Source organism: Citrobacter sp. Cm046 (assembly GCF_030333065.1).
GTDB classification, from domain to species: domain Bacteria; phylum Pseudomonadota; class Gammaproteobacteria; order Enterobacterales; family Enterobacteriaceae; genus Citrobacter; species Citrobacter murliniae.
The window spans coordinates 28,946-44,376 of sequence record NZ_JAOWGP010000045.1 but is presented as its reverse complement, the minus strand read 5'-3'; the positions used below and the strand labels follow the sequence as shown (position 1 = coordinate 44,376).

Here is a 15,431-nt window from a genome sequence, read left to right as displayed (position 1 = left end):
ACTACGGCCTTATTAATTCATCATCTATGACAGAGGAACATGTATGGGTGGTATCAGTATCTGGCAGTTGTTGATCATTGCCGTCATCGTTGTGCTGCTATTCGGCACCAAGAAACTCGGCTCCATCGGTTCCGATCTTGGTGCGTCTATTAAAGGCTTCAAGAAAGCGATGGGAGATGATGAACCCAAGCAGGATAAATCCAGTCAGGACGCTGATTTTACTGCTAAATCCATCACCGATAAGCAGGGCGAAGTGAAAAAAGAAGACGCCAAAAGCCACGATAAAGAGCAGGTATAATCCGTGTTTGATATCGGTTTTAGCGAACTGTTATTGGTGTTCGTGATAGGCCTCATCGTATTGGGGCCACAACGATTGCCGGTTGCGGTAAAAACGGTCGCGGGCTGGGTTCGTGCGTTGCGTTCCCTTGCAACTACTGTTCAGAATGAACTGACCCAGGAGCTTAAGCTTCAGGAGTTTCAGGACAGCCTGAAGAAGGTTGAGAAAGCGAGCCTGACAAATCTGACGCCGGAGCTGAAAGCATCGATGGATGAATTGCGTGAAGCTGCAGAGTCGATGAAGCGTTCTTACAGCGTTAACGAGCCTGAGAAAGCGAGCGATGAAGCGCACACTATCCATAATCCGGTGGTGAAAGATAGCGAAGCGCAGCATGAAGGGGTTACTCCTGCTTCCGCTGAAACGCAGGCCAGCTCGCCGGAGCAAAAACCGCAATCCACGGGTACCAGGACATCTGAATCGACGGAAACCGCGTCCGAAACAGTGATGGACGCTGAAAAGAAAACCGCCGCGCCTGTTGTCGAATCCTCCCCATCGTCGAGTGATAAACCGTAAACATGGCTGTAGAAGATACTCAACCGCTCATCACGCATCTTATTGAGCTGCGTAAGCGACTCCTGAACTGCATTATTGCCGTAATGGTAATCTTTTTGGCGTTGGTTTATTTTGCCAACGACATTTACCATATGGTTGCGGCACCGCTGATAAAACAGATGCCGCAGGGTGCGACGATGATCGCCACGGATGTGGCCTCGCCGTTTTTTACCCCGATAAAACTCACTTTCATGGTGTCGCTGATCCTTTCAGCGCCAGTGATCCTGTATCAGGTATGGGCGTTTATTGCTCCTGCTTTGTATAAGCATGAGCGTCGCCTTGTTGTGCCGTTACTGGTTTCCAGTTCGTTGCTGTTCTATATCGGTATGGCATTTGCCTACTTTGTCGTCTTCCCGTTAGCCTTTGGTTTCCTTGCTAATACGGCACCGCAAGGCGTACAAGTATCGACAGATATTGCCAGTTACCTTAGCTTCGTGATGGCGCTATTTATGGCTTTTGGGGTCTCTTTTGAGGTTCCTGTTGCCATTGTGCTGCTGTGCTGGATGGGTATTACGACGCCTGATGACTTGCGTAAGAAACGTCCATACGTTGTTGTCGGTGCATTTGTCGTGGGGATGTTACTGACCCCGCCAGATGTCTTCTCGCAAACGCTGTTGGCAATACCAATGTACTGCCTGTTTGAAGTGGGCGTTTTCTTCTCCCGTTTCTATGTCGGTAAGCGACGTACGCGAGACGAAGATAACGAGGCTGAGAATGCAAAAGAAGCTGAAGCCACCGAGAAAACCGAAGAATAAATTCAACCGCCCGTCAGGGCGGTTGTCATATGGGAGGAAGCATGTTTGATATTGGCGTTAATTTAACCAGTTCACAATTTGCGAAAGACAGGGATGAGGTTGTAGCGCGCGCCTTTGCGGCCGGTGTTCACGGTATGCTTCTGACCGGAACGAACCTGCATGAAAGCCAGCAGGCGCTAAAGCTGGCGCAGCATTACCCGAATTGTTGGTCCACAGCCGGCGTCCATCCGCATGATAGTAGCCAGTGGCAATCCTCAACCGAAGAAGCGATAGTCGCTCTGGCAAACCAGTCTGAAGTGGTCGCCATTGGTGAATGCGGTCTGGATTTCAATCGTAATTTCTCCACGCCACAAGAGCAGGAGCGGGCTTTTGAGGCACAACTGCGTATTGCCGCTGAACTGCAGATGCCAGTTTTCATGCATTGCCGGGATGCGCATGACCGTTTTCTGGCATTGCTGGAGCCCTGGCTGGACAGCATTCCAGGCGCGGTACTGCATTGCTTCACCGGTTCACGTCAGGAGATGCAGGACTGCGTGGACAGAGGGCTTTATATTGGTATTACCGGATGGGTCTGCGATGAGCGTCGGGGGATGGAGCTTAGGGAGCTGTTACCTTTTATTCCGGTAGAGAGGCTCCTGATCGAAACTGATGCGCCTTATTTACTGCCCCGCGATTTAACACCTAAACCGTCTACACGGCGTAATGAGCCGGCCTACCTGCCGCACATTCTTGAACGGATTGCACACTGGCGCGGGGAAGATCCTCAATGGCTATCAACAACAATCGACTCCAACGTGAGAACGCTGTTTGAAGTTACCTTCTAAGGTAGATTAAATTTTTCGAAAACCGGTATTTTTCACGCTCTGCTTAACCTCTTTATTCAACAGGTTAAGCAGAAGCATAGAGCGCGCTTCGCCATCAGGTTCAGTGAAGATCGCTTTCAATCCTTCAAATGCACCTTCAGTGATAATCACATAGTCCCCTGGATAAGGGGTTTCCGGATCAACAACACCCTCGGGTTTGTAGATGGAAAGCTGGTGAATAACTGCAGAGGGAACCGTCGCTGGTGTTGCTCCAAAGCGTACAAAATGGCTGACGCCACGCGTGGCATTGATCGTCGTGGTGTGGATCACTTCCGGGTCGAATTCGACAAACATGTAATTAGGGAAAAGTGGCTCACTGATTGTGGTACGTTTGCCGCGCACCATTTTTTCCAGGGTGATCATAGGCGTCAGGCAGTTCACCGCCTGCCTTTCCAGGTGTTCCTGGGCACGCTGAAGTTGCCCGCGTTTGCAGTACAGTAAATACCAGGATTGCATAATAACTCTTATCCGCTTGTTCTGAGCGCAAGCATAACAAAAGCCATGCGCTAAGTTAATTATACCCGACTTAAAGCAACTCGAAATCCGTTGGGTATATACTCCCGGGGCTTAGATGTACCGCCAGAGTTCACGCTAATTTAACAAAAATACAGCATCGCAATGATGAACGCCGTATAATGAAGCGCTTACGAAGAGGCCACAATGGACGCCATGAAATATCACGATTTACGCGACTTCCTGACGCAACTTGAGCAGCAAGGCGAGCTCAAACGCATCACGCTTCCGGTGGATCCCCATCTGGAAATCACTGAAATAGCCGATCGCACCCTGCGTGCTGGTGGGCCTGCGTTGCTGTTTGAGAATCCCAAAGGCTATTCAATGCCAGTGCTGTGTAACCTGTTTGGCACGCCGAAGCGTGTTGCCATGGGAATGGGACAAGAAGATGTCTCTGCGTTGCGGGAAGTGGGTAAGTTGTTGGCGTTTTTGAAAGAGCCTGAGCCGCCAAAAGGATTTCGCGATCTGTTTGATAAGCTGCCGCAGTTCAAGCAGGTACTGAACATGCCGACTAAGCGGTTACGCGGTGCGCCTTGTCAGCAAAAAATCTATTCAGGCGATGATGTCGATCTAAACCGTATTCCGATAATGACCTGCTGGCCGGAAGATGCAGCTCCGCTGATCACCTGGGGACTCACCGTAACGCGGGGCCCCCATAAAGAGCGACAGAATCTGGGTATTTATCGCCAGCAGCTGATTGGCAAAAATAAACTCATCATGCGCTGGCTTTCTCATCGTGGCGGCGCGCTTGATTATCAGGAGTGGTGTGCGGCTCATCCAGGCGAACGTTTCCCGGTTTCCGTTGCGCTGGGCGCTGATCCGGCAACGATTCTGGGGGCCGTAACGCCAGTACCTGATACGTTATCGGAATACGCTTTTGCGGGCTTATTACGTGGTACCAAGACCGAAGTGGTTAAATGTATTTCCAACGATCTCGAAGTTCCTGCCAGCGCGGAGATTGTGTTGGAAGGGTATATAGAGCCGGGAGAAATGGCGCCGGAAGGCCCGTATGGCGACCATACAGGCTACTACAATGAGGTGGATAGCTTCCCTGTTTTCACCGTTACACACATTACTCAGCGTGAAGATGCGATTTATCACTCGACTTACACCGGCCGTCCGCCAGATGAGCCTGCGGTACTAGGCGTGGCGCTGAACGAAGTTTTCGTGCCTATTCTGCAAAAACAATTCCCGGAAATCGTCGATTTTTACCTGCCGCCGGAAGGCTGCTCTTATCGACTGGCCGTAGTGACGATGAAAAAGCAGTACGCTGGCCATGCTAAACGCGTCATGATGGGTGTTTGGTCGTTTTTACGTCAGTTTATGTACACCAAATTTGTTATTGTCTGCGATGATGATGTCAACGCACGTGACTGGAACGATGTGATTTGGGCAATTACCACCCGTATGGACCCGGCAAGGGATACGGTTCTGGTAGAAAATACGCCAATTGATTACCTGGATTTTGCCTCGCCGGTTTCCGGCCTTGGTTCAAAAATGGGACTGGATGCCACAAATAAATGGCCGGGTGAAACCCAACGTGAGTGGGGACGCCCGATTAAAAAAGATCCTGAAGTGACTGCGCGTATTGACGCAATTTGGGATGAATTGGCCATCTTTAATGACGGCAAAAGCGCCTGAGGCGCGATCATTTTGCCTATTGATCCGACAGAGAGAGCGCATGACAACCTTAAGCTGTAAAGTGACCTCGGTAGAAGCTATCACTGACACCGTATATCGCGTTCGTTTAGTGCCAGACGCGGCGTTTTCCTTTCGTGCTGGTCAGTATTTAATGGTCGTGATGGATGAACGGGATAAGCGTCCGTTTTCCATGGCATCTACACCGGATGAGCACGGATTCATTGAGCTGCACGTTGGCGCCTCTGAGCTAAATCTTTATGCCATGGCCGTTATGGATCGAATTCTGAAAGACCGGGAAATTAAGGTCGATATTCCACACGGTGAAGCCTGGCTGCGTGATGATGAAAATCGTCCGCTGATCCTGATCGCTGGCGGTACAGGGTTCTCTTATGTGCGCTCAATTCTGCTAACAGCACTGGCGCGTAATCCAGACCGTGATGTCACGATTTACTGGGGCGGGCGAGAAGAGAAGCATCTTTATGATCTCTCCGAGCTGGAAGCCCTGTCAGTTAATCACCCTAATCTGCGCGTTGAGCCAGTGGTGGAACAACCTGAAGCGGGTTGGCGTGGTCGCACAGGCACAGTATTAACCGCTGTATTGCAGGATTACGGTACCCTGGCGGAACATGATATCTATATCGCCGGACGTTTTGAGATGGCAAAAATCGCACGCGACCTGTTTTGCAATGAACGCAGCGCGCGTGAAGACCGCCTGTTTGGCGACGCTTTCGCATTTATTTAAGCAGGGTGCGCCGGAGCTTTTCCGGCGCATTCAGGTCGTTAATGCCCGATCACTCACTCCCTGAATTGCTGAGATTGCTGGTTCGGTCTCTGTGAATCTCCCCGTTCGTGACGAATTACCCTCATCGTTATTTTTTAGTAAACACAGGTGTTCTGCCTTGACGCTCTATTTGCCATGTTTTTATATAAAAACTATCGTCAAAATTCTATTTTGTGATGTCTGTCTTTGTGTTTAGTAAACAAAAAAGTCAGTCTGTGCAGATATAATTCTGCGTCAAGCGAATGGGGGAATCATGAGGCTCGGACTGGATATTGGTGGGACTAAAATCGAAGCAGTGGTGATTGATAACACGGGTGAGATTATTTACCGCGAACGATGCAGTACACCAAAGCAGAGCTACGGCGATTTTTTCCGGGTCGTCACGGACGCTATCGTGAAAGCCATGAAGACCGTTAATCGACCATTATCAGTCGGTGTGGGTGTGCCCGGCGCAGTCGACAGTGATGGGTTAATAAAAAACTCCAATATTCTGGTGCTCAATCAACAACCCTTCGCACGCGATCTTGAGCAGGCGCTGGGAATACCTGTGCCCGTAACCAACGACGCCAACTGTTTTACGTTGTCGGAGGCCATGGACGGAAGCGGACGCGGGTATGGAGTAGTGTTTGGAGTGATCCTTGGTACGGGATGCGGTGGTGGATTGTGTGTCGATAACCGTTTGATCTCAGGCCCTAATGCCTGTGCGGGAGAGTGGGGACATAATGCGCTACCGCGTTACAATGAAGAGCGGGACGGCGCGGCGGTAACGTGCTATTGCGGGCAGTTAAACTGTATTGAGAGTTTTATTTCGGGCAGCGGCCTGGAGCGTCAGTACCTGAATCACACCACGCAACATGCCGGTGTTCCTCAAATAATGAAACGGGTCGAGTCTGGTGACGTAGACGCCTGCCTGCTATGGGAGCGCTACTGCGATCAATTAGCCCGAGCGTTAGCTGGCGTGGTCAATACGCTTGATCCAGATGTTATCGTGTTGGGCGGCGGAGTATCCAATATTGGCATACTCTATTCAGGCTTACAGGCGCGGGTGGCACAGTACGTATTTGGAAAACAGTGCCGCACGCCGATTGTCCAGGCTCGTCACGGCGACAGCAGCGGCGTACGTGGTGCCGCCTGGCTGGGTGCACAACAGCCTGCGACCGCAACTACCCGTATGATGACGCACGATCAATGAGAGTGAAATGACGAAACCTGTACGAATCAGAGATATTGCCGAAGCCTGCGGTGTGTCGGTTGGCGCTGTTTCCCGCGCACTAAAAGGGCAACCGGGACTGCGTGAGGATACCCGATTGCGCATTATTTCCGTGGCGGAACAGCAGGGCTACGATTTCTCCCGTCTGCGTAGCGATAAACTCAGGCGCGTCCTGTTTTTGTTGCATCGCCAGCACAACATTAGTCGGGCATTACCGTTTTATTCACCGCTGTTGTTGGGCATAGAAGAAGTATGTCGTGATCACAATATTGCGCTGAGCTTTCTCTCTATTGGTCCTGGTGACGCAGTGGGTGAACAGGTGATGCTGCATCAGCCTGATGCGCTGATCTGTGCCGGATTTTTTGAGCCTGAACTGCTTGGGCTACTGCAACAAATGAAGCTGCCAATGGTACTGGTGGATTTGTGGGTGCCTGGTTTGCCATGCGTCAATCCGGATAATACCCAGGGTGGCTATCTGGCCACTCGACATCTAATCGAACAAGGGCGCAGTCGCATTGCCTTTCTTGCCAGCACACTCTCTCATTACAGTATTCGCCAGCGTGAGAAGGGCTATCGCCAGGCGCTGTATGACGCTCGTCTACTGATGCCGCCAGAGTATGAAGCCATTGCGCCACCGCTTCTGGATACTGAACAATCACTGGTCGAAGCGGTCAACGAATTGTTCAGGTTGCCCGAGCCGCCCGATGCCATTTTTGCTTATAACGATGCGGCAGCGCTGGTGGTTCAGCGAGTGTGTGCGCAGCAAAGTATACGTATCCCGGAAGATCTTTCACTGGTAGGGTTTGATGATATTGATGCCGCAGCCTGGTCACATCCACCGCTGACCACCATTGCCGTTGATAAACAGCAACTGGGGCGTGAAGCACTGCGTTTGTTGTTGGAAGAACAGCAGGAACAGAATTTGTTGCTACCCGTGCAGTTAGTGGTCCGTACCAGTTCTGTGAAATAAAAAACCCGCCCCTGACAGGCGGGAAAAACGGCAACTAATTGTTATACAGTGGCGCTGTCGTTGCAGGCCGGATAAGACGATATTGCGTCGCCATCCGGCATGGTTGCCGGGGCATTTCGCTTACCCGACCTGCAATAGATGACACTCTCTGATTAAACTCGCTCAAATACTGTCGCGATCCCCTGACCCAACCCGATACACATCGTCGCCAGACCAAACTGCACGTCTTTGCGCTCCATCAGGTTCAGCAAGGTGGTGCTGATACGTGCACCGGAACATCCCAGTGGATGACCCAGTGCGATCGCGCCGCCGTTGAGGTTGATCTTCTCGTCAATCTGCTCCATCAGTCCCAGATCTTTAATGCATGGAAGGATCTGCGCGGCAAAGGCTTCGTTCATTTCAAACAGACCGATATCGCGGGTGGAGAGCCCTGCTTTTTTCAGCGCCAGCTTTGAGGCCGGGACCGGGCCATAACCCATGATTGAGGGGTCGCAGCCGACAACCGCCATTGAACGAATACGGGCGCGTGGTTTCAGACCCAGTTCACGAGCGCGGCTTTCACTCATCACCAGCATGGCAGCTGCGCCATCAGAGAGAGCTGAAGATGTTCCGGCAGTAACTGTACCGCTGACTGGGTCGAACGCCGGGCGCAGGGTGGACAGCGCTTCGACGGTGGTTTCCGGGCGGATAACTTCATCGTAGTTAAACTGTTTCAACACGCCGTCAGCATCGTGGCCACTGGTCGGGATTATTTCATTTCTGAATGCGCCAGACTGTGTCGCTGTCCAGGCCCGGGCGTGTGAGCGTGCGGCGAAGGCATCCTGCATTTCACGGCTGATACCGTGCATACGGGAGAGCATTTCTGCCGTCAGGCCCATCATTCCCGCCGCTTTAGCAACGTTGCGACTCATACCCGGATGGAAATCGACGCCGTGACTCATGGGGACGTGGCCCATATGCTCCACGCCGCCAACCAGACACGCTTGTGCATCGCCGGTCATGATCATGCGTGCCGCGTCGTGCAGTGCCTGCATGGATGAACCGCACAGGCGATTGACCGTTACTGCCGGGACGGAGTGCGGAACTTCTGCCAGCAGCGCGGCGTTACGGGCGATGTTGAACCCTTGCTCCAGCGTCTGTTGTACGCAGCCCCAGTAAATGTCATCGAGAGCCGCAGGATCAAGCGCGGGATTACGCGCCAGCAGGCTACGCATTAAATGTGCGGAGAGATCTTCTGCCCGCACGTTACGAAACGCCCCCCCTTTCGAACGGCCCATCGGGGTACGGATCGCATCAACAATTACAACCTGTTCCATTGTGACTCCTTAAGCCGTTTTCAGGTCGCCAACCGGGCGGGCAGGCTCAACCTGGGGATAATACGGTTCGTTATGACGTGCTTTATTGCGCAATCCTTCCGGGACGTCATACAGCGGACCGAGGTGCTGATACTGTTGCGCCATATCGAGATATTTCGCGCTGCCGAGCGTATCCAGCCAGCGGAACGCACCGCCATGGAACGGAGGGAAGCCCAGGCCGTAAACCAGCGCCATATCTGCCTCTGCTGGACTGGCAATAATGCCTTCTTCCAGGCAGCGCACCACTTCGTTGACCATCGGGATCATCATACGGGCGATAATCTCTTCATCGCTAAAATCGCGCTTCGGCTGACTGACATCTGCCAGCAGACTATCAACAGTGGCATCCTCTTCTTTCTTCGGTTTACCTTTGTTGTCTTCTTTATAGCGCCAGAAGCCGAGGCCGTTTTTCTGTCCAAAGCGACTGGCGTCAAACAATGCGTCAATCGCGTCGCGATAATCTTTTTGCATGCGTTGTGGGAAGCCTGCTGACATGACTGCCTGCGCGTGATGGGCGGTATCAATGCCGACGACATCCAGCAGATATGCCGGACCCATCGGCCAGCCAAACTGTTTCTCCATCACTTTATCGACTTTGCGGAAGTCCGCTCCATCACGCAGTAGCTGGCTGAAACCAGCAAAGTACGGGAACAGCACACGGTTAACGAAGAAGCCGGGGCAGTCGTTGACCACAATCGGCGTCTTACCCATACGGCTTGCCCAGGCGACAACTTTGGCGATGGTTTCATCCGAGCTTTTTTCACCGCGAATGATCTCTACCAGAGGCATACGGTGCACCGGGTTAAAGAAGTGCATGCCGCAGAAGTTTTCCGGACGCTTCAGAACGCTGGCCAGTTCACTAATTGGAATAGTGGAGGTGTTTGAGGCCAGCACGGTATCATGGCGAACCTTCTCTTCGGTCTCTGCCAGTACTGCTTTTTTCACTTTCGGATTCTCAACGACCGCTTCCACTACCACATCTACGCGCTCAAAGCCGGTATAGTCGAGGGTGGGATGAATGGTTGAAATCACGCCTGCCATTTTCAGACCATCAATCTTGCCGCGCTCGAGCTGTTTGTTCAGCAGTTTGGCGGCTTCAGTCATACCAAGCGTCAATGATTTATCATTGATGTCTTTCATGATAACCGGCACACCTTTCCAGGCAGACTGGTAAGCGATACCGCCGCCCATAATGCCTGCGCCCAATACTGCGGCCTGCTTCGGTGCCTCAATGTCTTTAGTCAGCTTCTTCGCTTTTGCTTTTACGTACTGATCGTTGAGGAAGATACCGACCAGCGCGCGTGCTTCACTGGTGTGCGCCAGTGGCACAAAGCTTTTATTTTCCAGATTCAGTGCTTCTTCACGACCAAAGCGTGCTGCGGCTTCAATCGTTTTTACCGCGGTGATGGGGGCAGGGTAATGTTTACCTGCAGTCTGCGCGACCATGCCTTTGGCGATGGTAAAACTCATTGCGGCTTCAATTTTGCTGAGTTTCAGTGGTTCCAGTTTCGGCTGGCGTTTGGCCTTCCAGTCGAGGTCGCCGTTGATTGCCTGACGTAATACAGCCATCGCGCCATCAAGCAGTTTTTCCTGCTTAACAATGCCATCGACCAGGCCAACTTTCAGTGCCTGCTCAGCGCTGATATCTTTACCCGCCGCAATAATTTCCAGCGCGCTGTCGGCGCCCAGTATACGTGGCATACGCACAGAGCCGCCAAAGCCCGGCATAATGCCCAGCTTCGTTTCCGGCAGACCGATACGCAGGTCCGGCGTTGCCAGACGGTAATCGGTCGCCAGCACGCACTCGCAACCGCCGCCCAGCGCATAACCGTTTACGGCGGCAATGGTTGGCACCGGTAAATCTTCCAGCCGGTTAAAGACGCTGTTGGCAAAATGCAGCCACTGGCTTAGCTGCTCTTCAGGAACAAGAAACAATGAAAGGAATTCGGTGATATCGGCGCCAACAATAAAGGCCGCTTTATTCGAGCGCAGCAGCAGACCTTTTAAATCTGTCTGCTTTTCCAGCACATCAAGCGCATGGCCCAGGCTGGCTACGGTTGCCGTATCGAGTTTGTTGACCGAGCCAGGGGCATCGAACACCAGTTCGGCGATGCCATCTTCCAGCCAGTCGAGGTACAGGGTGTCGCCTTTGTAAAGCATGTCAGTCTCCTGAATCCGCAAGGTGATCTGGTCATACCAGATGAATCGAAGTGTGTGTTTTATGTTAATAAAATGCAAATGAATGATTAAAGAAATGACGATTCGATCACGCTCGGCAGAAATCACGCAGCTACAGAACGATGTGCTAAGATGCGGTGACTTGAGGTCAAAAAAACAGAAGGGTAAATAATGGAATCACTGGCCGCACTCTATAAAAATCATATTGTTACCTTACAGGAACGGACCCGCGATGCGCTGGCTCGTTTTAAGCTGGATGCGTTACTTATTCACTCCGGCGAGCTGTTAAACGTTTTTCTCGACGATCATCCATATCCGTTTAAGGTTAATCCGCAGTTTAAAGCCTGGGTACCTGTCACGCAGGTTCCTAACTGTTGGTTGCTGGTAGATGGCGTTAATAAGCCTAAATTGTGGTTCTACTTGCCGGTCGACTACTGGCACAACGTTGAACCGCTACCGACCTCTTTCTGGACGGAAGAAATTGACATTATTGCGCTGCCAAAAGCCGATGGTATTGGCGGCCAACTGCCAGCTGCACGCGGTAATATTGGTTATATCGGCCCGGTTCCTGAGCGTGCGTTGCAACTGGACATCGCTGCCAGCAATATCAACCCGAAAGGGGTGATCGACTATCTTCATTATTATCGTGCGTATAAAACGGATTACGAGCTGGCCTGTATGCGTGAAGCGCAGAAAATGGCGGTGAGTGGGCATCGTGCGGCAGAAGAAGCCTTCCGTTCCGGGATGAGCGAGTTCGACATTAACCTGGCCTATTTGACTGCCACGGGTCATCGTGACACCGACGTGCCTTACAGCAATATCGTGGCCCTCAACGAACATGCCTCCGTACTGCATTACACCAAACTGGATCACCAGGCGCCGTCAGAAATCCGCAGTTTCCTGCTGGATGCTGGCGCGGAATACAATGGTTATGCGGCAGACCTGACGCGAACCTGGTCGGCGAAAAGCGACAACGACTATGCGCAACTGGTGAAGGACGTTAACGACGAAGAACTGGCGCTGATTGCAACCATGAAGGCGGGCGTCAGCTATGTGGATTATCACATTCAGTTCCATCAACGTATTGCAAAGCTGTTGCGTAAACATCAAATCATCACCGGTATGAGTGAAGAGGCGATGGTAGAGAACGATCTCACCGGGCCGTTTATGCCGCACGGCATTGGCCACCCGCTGGGTCTGCAGGTTCATGATGTTGCTGGCTTTATGCAGGATGACAGCGGTACACACCTTGCTGCACCATCAAAGTATCCCTACCTGCGCTGTACGCGAGTGCTGCAGCCGGGCATGGTCCTGACTATCGAGCCGGGTATTTACTTTATCGAATCGCTGCTGGCGCCATGGCGCGAAGGGCAATTCAGCAAGCACTTTAACTGGCAGAAAATTGAAGCGCTGAAGCCGTTCGGTGGTATTCGTATTGAAGATAACGTGGTTATCCACGAGAGCAATGTCGAAAACATGACGCGGGATTTAAAACTGGCGTAATGGACAGTTGGTTAATCCCTGCGGCGCCGGTTAGCGTTGTTGAAGAGATCAAAAAAAGCCGCTTTATTACTCTGCTCGCGCATACGGATGGTGTGGAAGCGGCGAAAGCCTTTGTTGAGTCAGTTAGAGCGGAACACCCGGACGCGCGCCACCATTGTGTGGCGTGGGTGGCGGGTGCGCCGAATGATTCGCAACAGCTGGGATTCTCGGATGATGGTGAACCAGCGGGGACGGCAGGGAAACCGATGCTTGCTCAACTGATGGGGAGCGGTGTCGGTGAAATTACCGCCGTGGTGGTACGCTACTACGGCGGTATTCTTCTCGGTACGGGTGGGCTGGTGAAAGCCTACGGCGGCGGCGTGAATCAGGCTTTACGTCAGTTAATAACGCAGCGCAAGACGCCATTAACCGAATATACTTTGCAGTGTGAGTACGGCCAGTTGGCTGGCATTGAAATATTGTTGGGGCAGTTTGACGGTAAAATAATTTCCAGTGATTACCAGGCATTTGTTCGGCTCAGGGTAGCGCTTCCTTATGCGAAAGTGGATGAATTTTCGGCAAGGCTGGCGGATTTTAGTCGTGGTTCATTGCAATTGTTAGCGATTGAAGAATAATCCCCACCTCATTTTGAAGAATTAAGGAAGCGGCAGAGATGCATTTTCGCGCCATTACCCGAATCGTTGGACTACTGGTCATCTTATTTTCGGGGACAATGATCCTCCCCGGACTGGTAGCTCTCATCTACCGTGATGGTGCGGGTCGTGCATTTACGCAAACTTTCTTTGTCGCGCTGGCAATTGGTTCCATGCTGTGGTGGCCGAACCGTAAGGAAAAGGGTGAACTGAAATCCCGCGAAGGGTTTCTGATCGTCGTCTTGTTCTGGACCGTGCTGGGCAGCGTGGGTGCGCTACCATTTATCTTTTCCGAAAGTCCTAACCTCACGATTACTGATGCGTTTTTCGAATCCTTTTCGGGGTTAACAACGACAGGTGCGACGACGCTGGTGGGGCTGGATTCATTGCCGCACGCCATTCTCTTTTATCGCCAAATGTTGCAATGGTTTGGTGGTATGGGGATCATCGTGCTGGCGGTCGCTATCCTGCCTATTCTTGGCGTCGGTGGTATGCAGCTCTATCGGGCAGAAATGCCTGGGCCGCTCAAAGATAATAAAATGCGTCCGCGTATTGCTGAAACGGCAAAAACGTTATGGCTTATCTATGTACTGCTGACGATTGCATGTGCGCTGGCGCTATGGTTTGCCGGGATGCCGGCGTTTGATGCCATTGGGCACAGTTTTGCCACCATTGCTATTGGCGGCTTCTCTACACACGATGCCAGTGTTGGCTATTTCGACAGCCCCACTATTAACACGATTATTGCTATCTTTTTACTGATCTCCGGCTGTAACTATGGCCTGCACTTCTCTTTATTAAGTGGGCGTAGTTTAAAGGTCTACTGGCGCGACCCGGAATTTCGCATGTTCATCGGTGTGCAGTTGACGCTGGTGGCTGTCTGTACGCTGGTGCTGTGGGTACACAACACCTATGGTTCGGCGCTAACGACGATCAATCAGGCCTTTTTCCAGGTAGTATCAATGGCGACCACCGCAGGGTTTACTACGGACAGTATTGCCCGCTGGCCGCTGTTCCTGCCGGTACTGTTGCTGTGTTCTGCATTTATTGGTGGCTGTGCTGGCTCAACGGGTGGTGGTTTGAAGGTCATTCGTATCCTGCTGCTGTTTAAGCAGGGTAACCGGGAACTCAAAAGGCTGGTCCACCCCAATGCGGTTTACAGTATTAAACTGGGTAATCGTGCGTTGCCGGAACGGATCCTTGAAGCGGTATGGGGATTCTTCTCAGCCTATGCGCTGGTGTTTATTATCAGTATGCTGGCAATTATAGCGACCGGTGTGGATGACTTCTCAGCATTTGCCTCTGTTGTTGCGACCCTGAATAACCTGGGACCAGGGCTGGGCGTTGTTGCCGACAACTTTGCCAGTATGAACCCAGTGGCGAAATGGATCCTGATTGCCAATATGCTATTTGGTCGTCTCGAGGTCTTTACTTTGCTGGTACTCTTTACCCCTACCTTCTGGCGTGAATAACGGAGTAACACGTGAAAACACTGATTCTTTTTTCTTCCCGGGATGGACAAACGCGCGAAATCGCCGAGTATCTGGCTTCTGAACTAAAAGAACTGGGCGTCTGGGCCGATGTTGTGAATCTGCATCGCACCGAAGAGCCTGACTGGAAAAACTATGACAGCGTGGTGATTGGTGCATCAATTCGCTACGGTCATTACCATACTGCTTTTCAGGAGTTCGTGAAGAAGCATGCCACGCGGCTGAATGCGATGCCGAGTGCGTTCTACTCCGTTAACCTGGTTGCTCGTAAGCCGGAAAAGCGTACCCCGCAGACCAACAGCTATGCGCGCAAGTTTCTGATGAGCTCGCCGTGGCGACCAGACCGCAGTGCGGTGATTGCCGGAGCTTTACTTTATCCTCGTTATCGTTGGTATGACCGTGTCATGATCAAACTGATTATGAAGATGTCGGGCGGTGAAACGGATACAAGTAAAGAAGTCGTATATACCGACTGGGAACAGGTCGCGATTTTTGCGCGGGAAATTGCCCAATTAACCAACAAAGCGTTGTTAAAATAAACGCAAAGAATAAAAAATACGCAGTCGGAAGATTATTTTAAATTTCCCCTTGTCAGCCTGAAATAACTCCCTATAATGCGCCTCCACTGACACGGAACAACGGACTACAGGC

Annotated in this window: 15 protein-coding genes; 12 read left to right on the top strand and 3 right to left on the bottom strand. The window is 51.8% G+C overall.

From position 1 onward, the window contains the following. Positions 1 to 43 precede the first annotated feature (43 nt). The 4 genes from tatA to tatD are packed head-to-tail and all read left to right on the top strand — an operon-like array spanning position 44 to position 2,468. Positions 44 to 298, top strand: a complete 255-nt coding sequence (tatA, locus tag OGX98_RS20865) for a Sec-independent protein translocase subunit TatA (RefSeq protein ID WP_045449152.1) — start codon at positions 44 to 46, stop codon at positions 296 to 298. Positions 299 to 301: 3 nt separating this feature from the next. Further along, positions 302 to 850, top strand: a complete 549-nt coding sequence (tatB, locus tag OGX98_RS20860; RefSeq protein ID WP_045449154.1) for a Sec-independent protein translocase protein TatB — start codon at positions 302 to 304, stop codon at positions 848 to 850. Between the two features lie 2 nt (positions 851 to 852). Beyond that, positions 853 to 1,644, top strand: coding sequence for a Sec-independent protein translocase subunit TatC (tatC, locus tag OGX98_RS20855; protein ID WP_045449155.1), 792 nt, complete (start codon positions 853 to 855; stop codon positions 1,642 to 1,644). A gap of 41 nt (positions 1,645 to 1,685) precedes the next feature. Next, positions 1,686 to 2,468 carry a 3'-5' ssDNA/RNA exonuclease TatD gene (tatD, locus tag OGX98_RS20850; protein WP_048223305.1) on the top strand — a complete coding sequence of 261 codons (783 nt, stop codon included), beginning with the start codon at positions 1,686 to 1,688 and terminating at the stop codon, positions 2,466 to 2,468. A gap of 6 nt (positions 2,469 to 2,474) precedes the next feature. Here tatD and rfaH read toward each other — a convergent pair whose 3' ends face one another. Next, positions 2,475 to 2,963 carry a transcription/translation regulatory transformer protein RfaH gene (rfaH, locus tag OGX98_RS20845; protein WP_200013160.1) on the bottom strand — a complete coding sequence of 163 codons (489 nt, stop codon included), beginning with the start codon at positions 2,961 to 2,963 and terminating at the stop codon, positions 2,475 to 2,477. Between the two features lie 204 nt (positions 2,964 to 3,167). On the opposite strand from rfaH, the gene ubiD reads away from it, so the two are divergent. The 4 genes from ubiD to OGX98_RS20825 all read left to right on the top strand — a co-directional run bounded on the left by ubiD (position 3,168) and on the right by OGX98_RS20825 (position 7,622). Continuing rightward, positions 3,168 to 4,661 (top strand): 4-hydroxy-3-polyprenylbenzoate decarboxylase, encoded by a 1,494-nt coding sequence (gene ubiD, locus OGX98_RS20840; protein ID WP_045449162.1) that lies wholly within the window; start codon positions 3,168 to 3,170, stop codon positions 4,659 to 4,661. Between the two features lie 40 nt (positions 4,662 to 4,701). Beyond that, on the top strand, positions 4,702 to 5,403 hold the full coding sequence (fre, locus tag OGX98_RS20835) for an NAD(P)H-flavin reductase (RefSeq protein WP_045449163.1): 702 nt from the start codon (positions 4,702 to 4,704) through the stop codon (positions 5,401 to 5,403). A gap of 292 nt (positions 5,404 to 5,695) precedes the next feature. Then, positions 5,696 to 6,634: an ROK family protein gene (locus OGX98_RS20830; RefSeq protein WP_045449165.1), complete on the top strand. Its 939-nt coding sequence runs from the start codon at positions 5,696 to 5,698 to the stop codon at positions 6,632 to 6,634. Between the two features lie 7 nt (positions 6,635 to 6,641). After that, positions 6,642 to 7,622, top strand: a complete 981-nt coding sequence (locus tag OGX98_RS20825) for a LacI family DNA-binding transcriptional regulator (protein WP_048223308.1) — start codon at positions 6,642 to 6,644, stop codon at positions 7,620 to 7,622. A gap of 152 nt (positions 7,623 to 7,774) precedes the next feature. Here OGX98_RS20825 and fadA read toward each other — a convergent pair whose 3' ends face one another. Both fadA and fadB read right to left on the bottom strand, forming a co-directional pair. Continuing rightward, entirely contained in the window at positions 7,775 to 8,938 is a 1,164-nt protein-coding gene (fadA, locus tag OGX98_RS20820) for an acetyl-CoA C-acyltransferase FadA (RefSeq protein WP_286595897.1), read from the bottom strand. Positions 8,939 to 8,947: 9 nt separating this feature from the next. Next, complete coding sequence (gene fadB / locus OGX98_RS20815; protein WP_284097282.1) at positions 8,948 to 11,137, bottom strand: fatty acid oxidation complex subunit alpha FadB; 2,190 nt, start codon at positions 11,135 to 11,137, stop codon at positions 8,948 to 8,950. 189 nt (positions 11,138 to 11,326) lie between these two features. Here fadB and pepQ point away from each other — a divergent pair, with 189 nt between their 5' ends. From pepQ to hemG, 4 genes are read left to right on the top strand one after another with little or no spacing between them, the layout of a single operon-like run. Further along, a complete protein-coding gene (pepQ, locus tag OGX98_RS20810) occupies positions 11,327 to 12,658 on the top strand; it encodes a Xaa-Pro dipeptidase (RefSeq protein ID WP_048223315.1) in 1,332 nt (443 codons plus the stop codon). Beyond that, positions 12,658 to 13,272, top strand: coding sequence for an IMPACT family protein (locus OGX98_RS20805; RefSeq protein WP_286595895.1), 615 nt, complete (start codon positions 12,658 to 12,660; stop codon positions 13,270 to 13,272). Before pepQ ends, OGX98_RS20805 begins: the two co-directional genes overlap by 1 nt. A 38-nt stretch (positions 13,273 to 13,310) precedes the next feature. Next, the gene (trkH, locus tag OGX98_RS20800) at positions 13,311 to 14,762 is read left to right on the top strand and encodes a Trk system potassium transporter TrkH (RefSeq protein WP_045449175.1); all 1,452 of its coding nucleotides are present in this window, start codon (positions 13,311 to 13,313) and stop codon (positions 14,760 to 14,762) included. 11 nt (positions 14,763 to 14,773) lie between these two features. Further along, positions 14,774 to 15,319: a menaquinone-dependent protoporphyrinogen IX dehydrogenase gene (hemG, locus tag OGX98_RS20795; RefSeq protein WP_045449176.1), complete on the top strand. Its 546-nt coding sequence runs from the start codon at positions 14,774 to 14,776 to the stop codon at positions 15,317 to 15,319. Positions 15,320 to 15,431 lie beyond the last annotated feature (112 nt).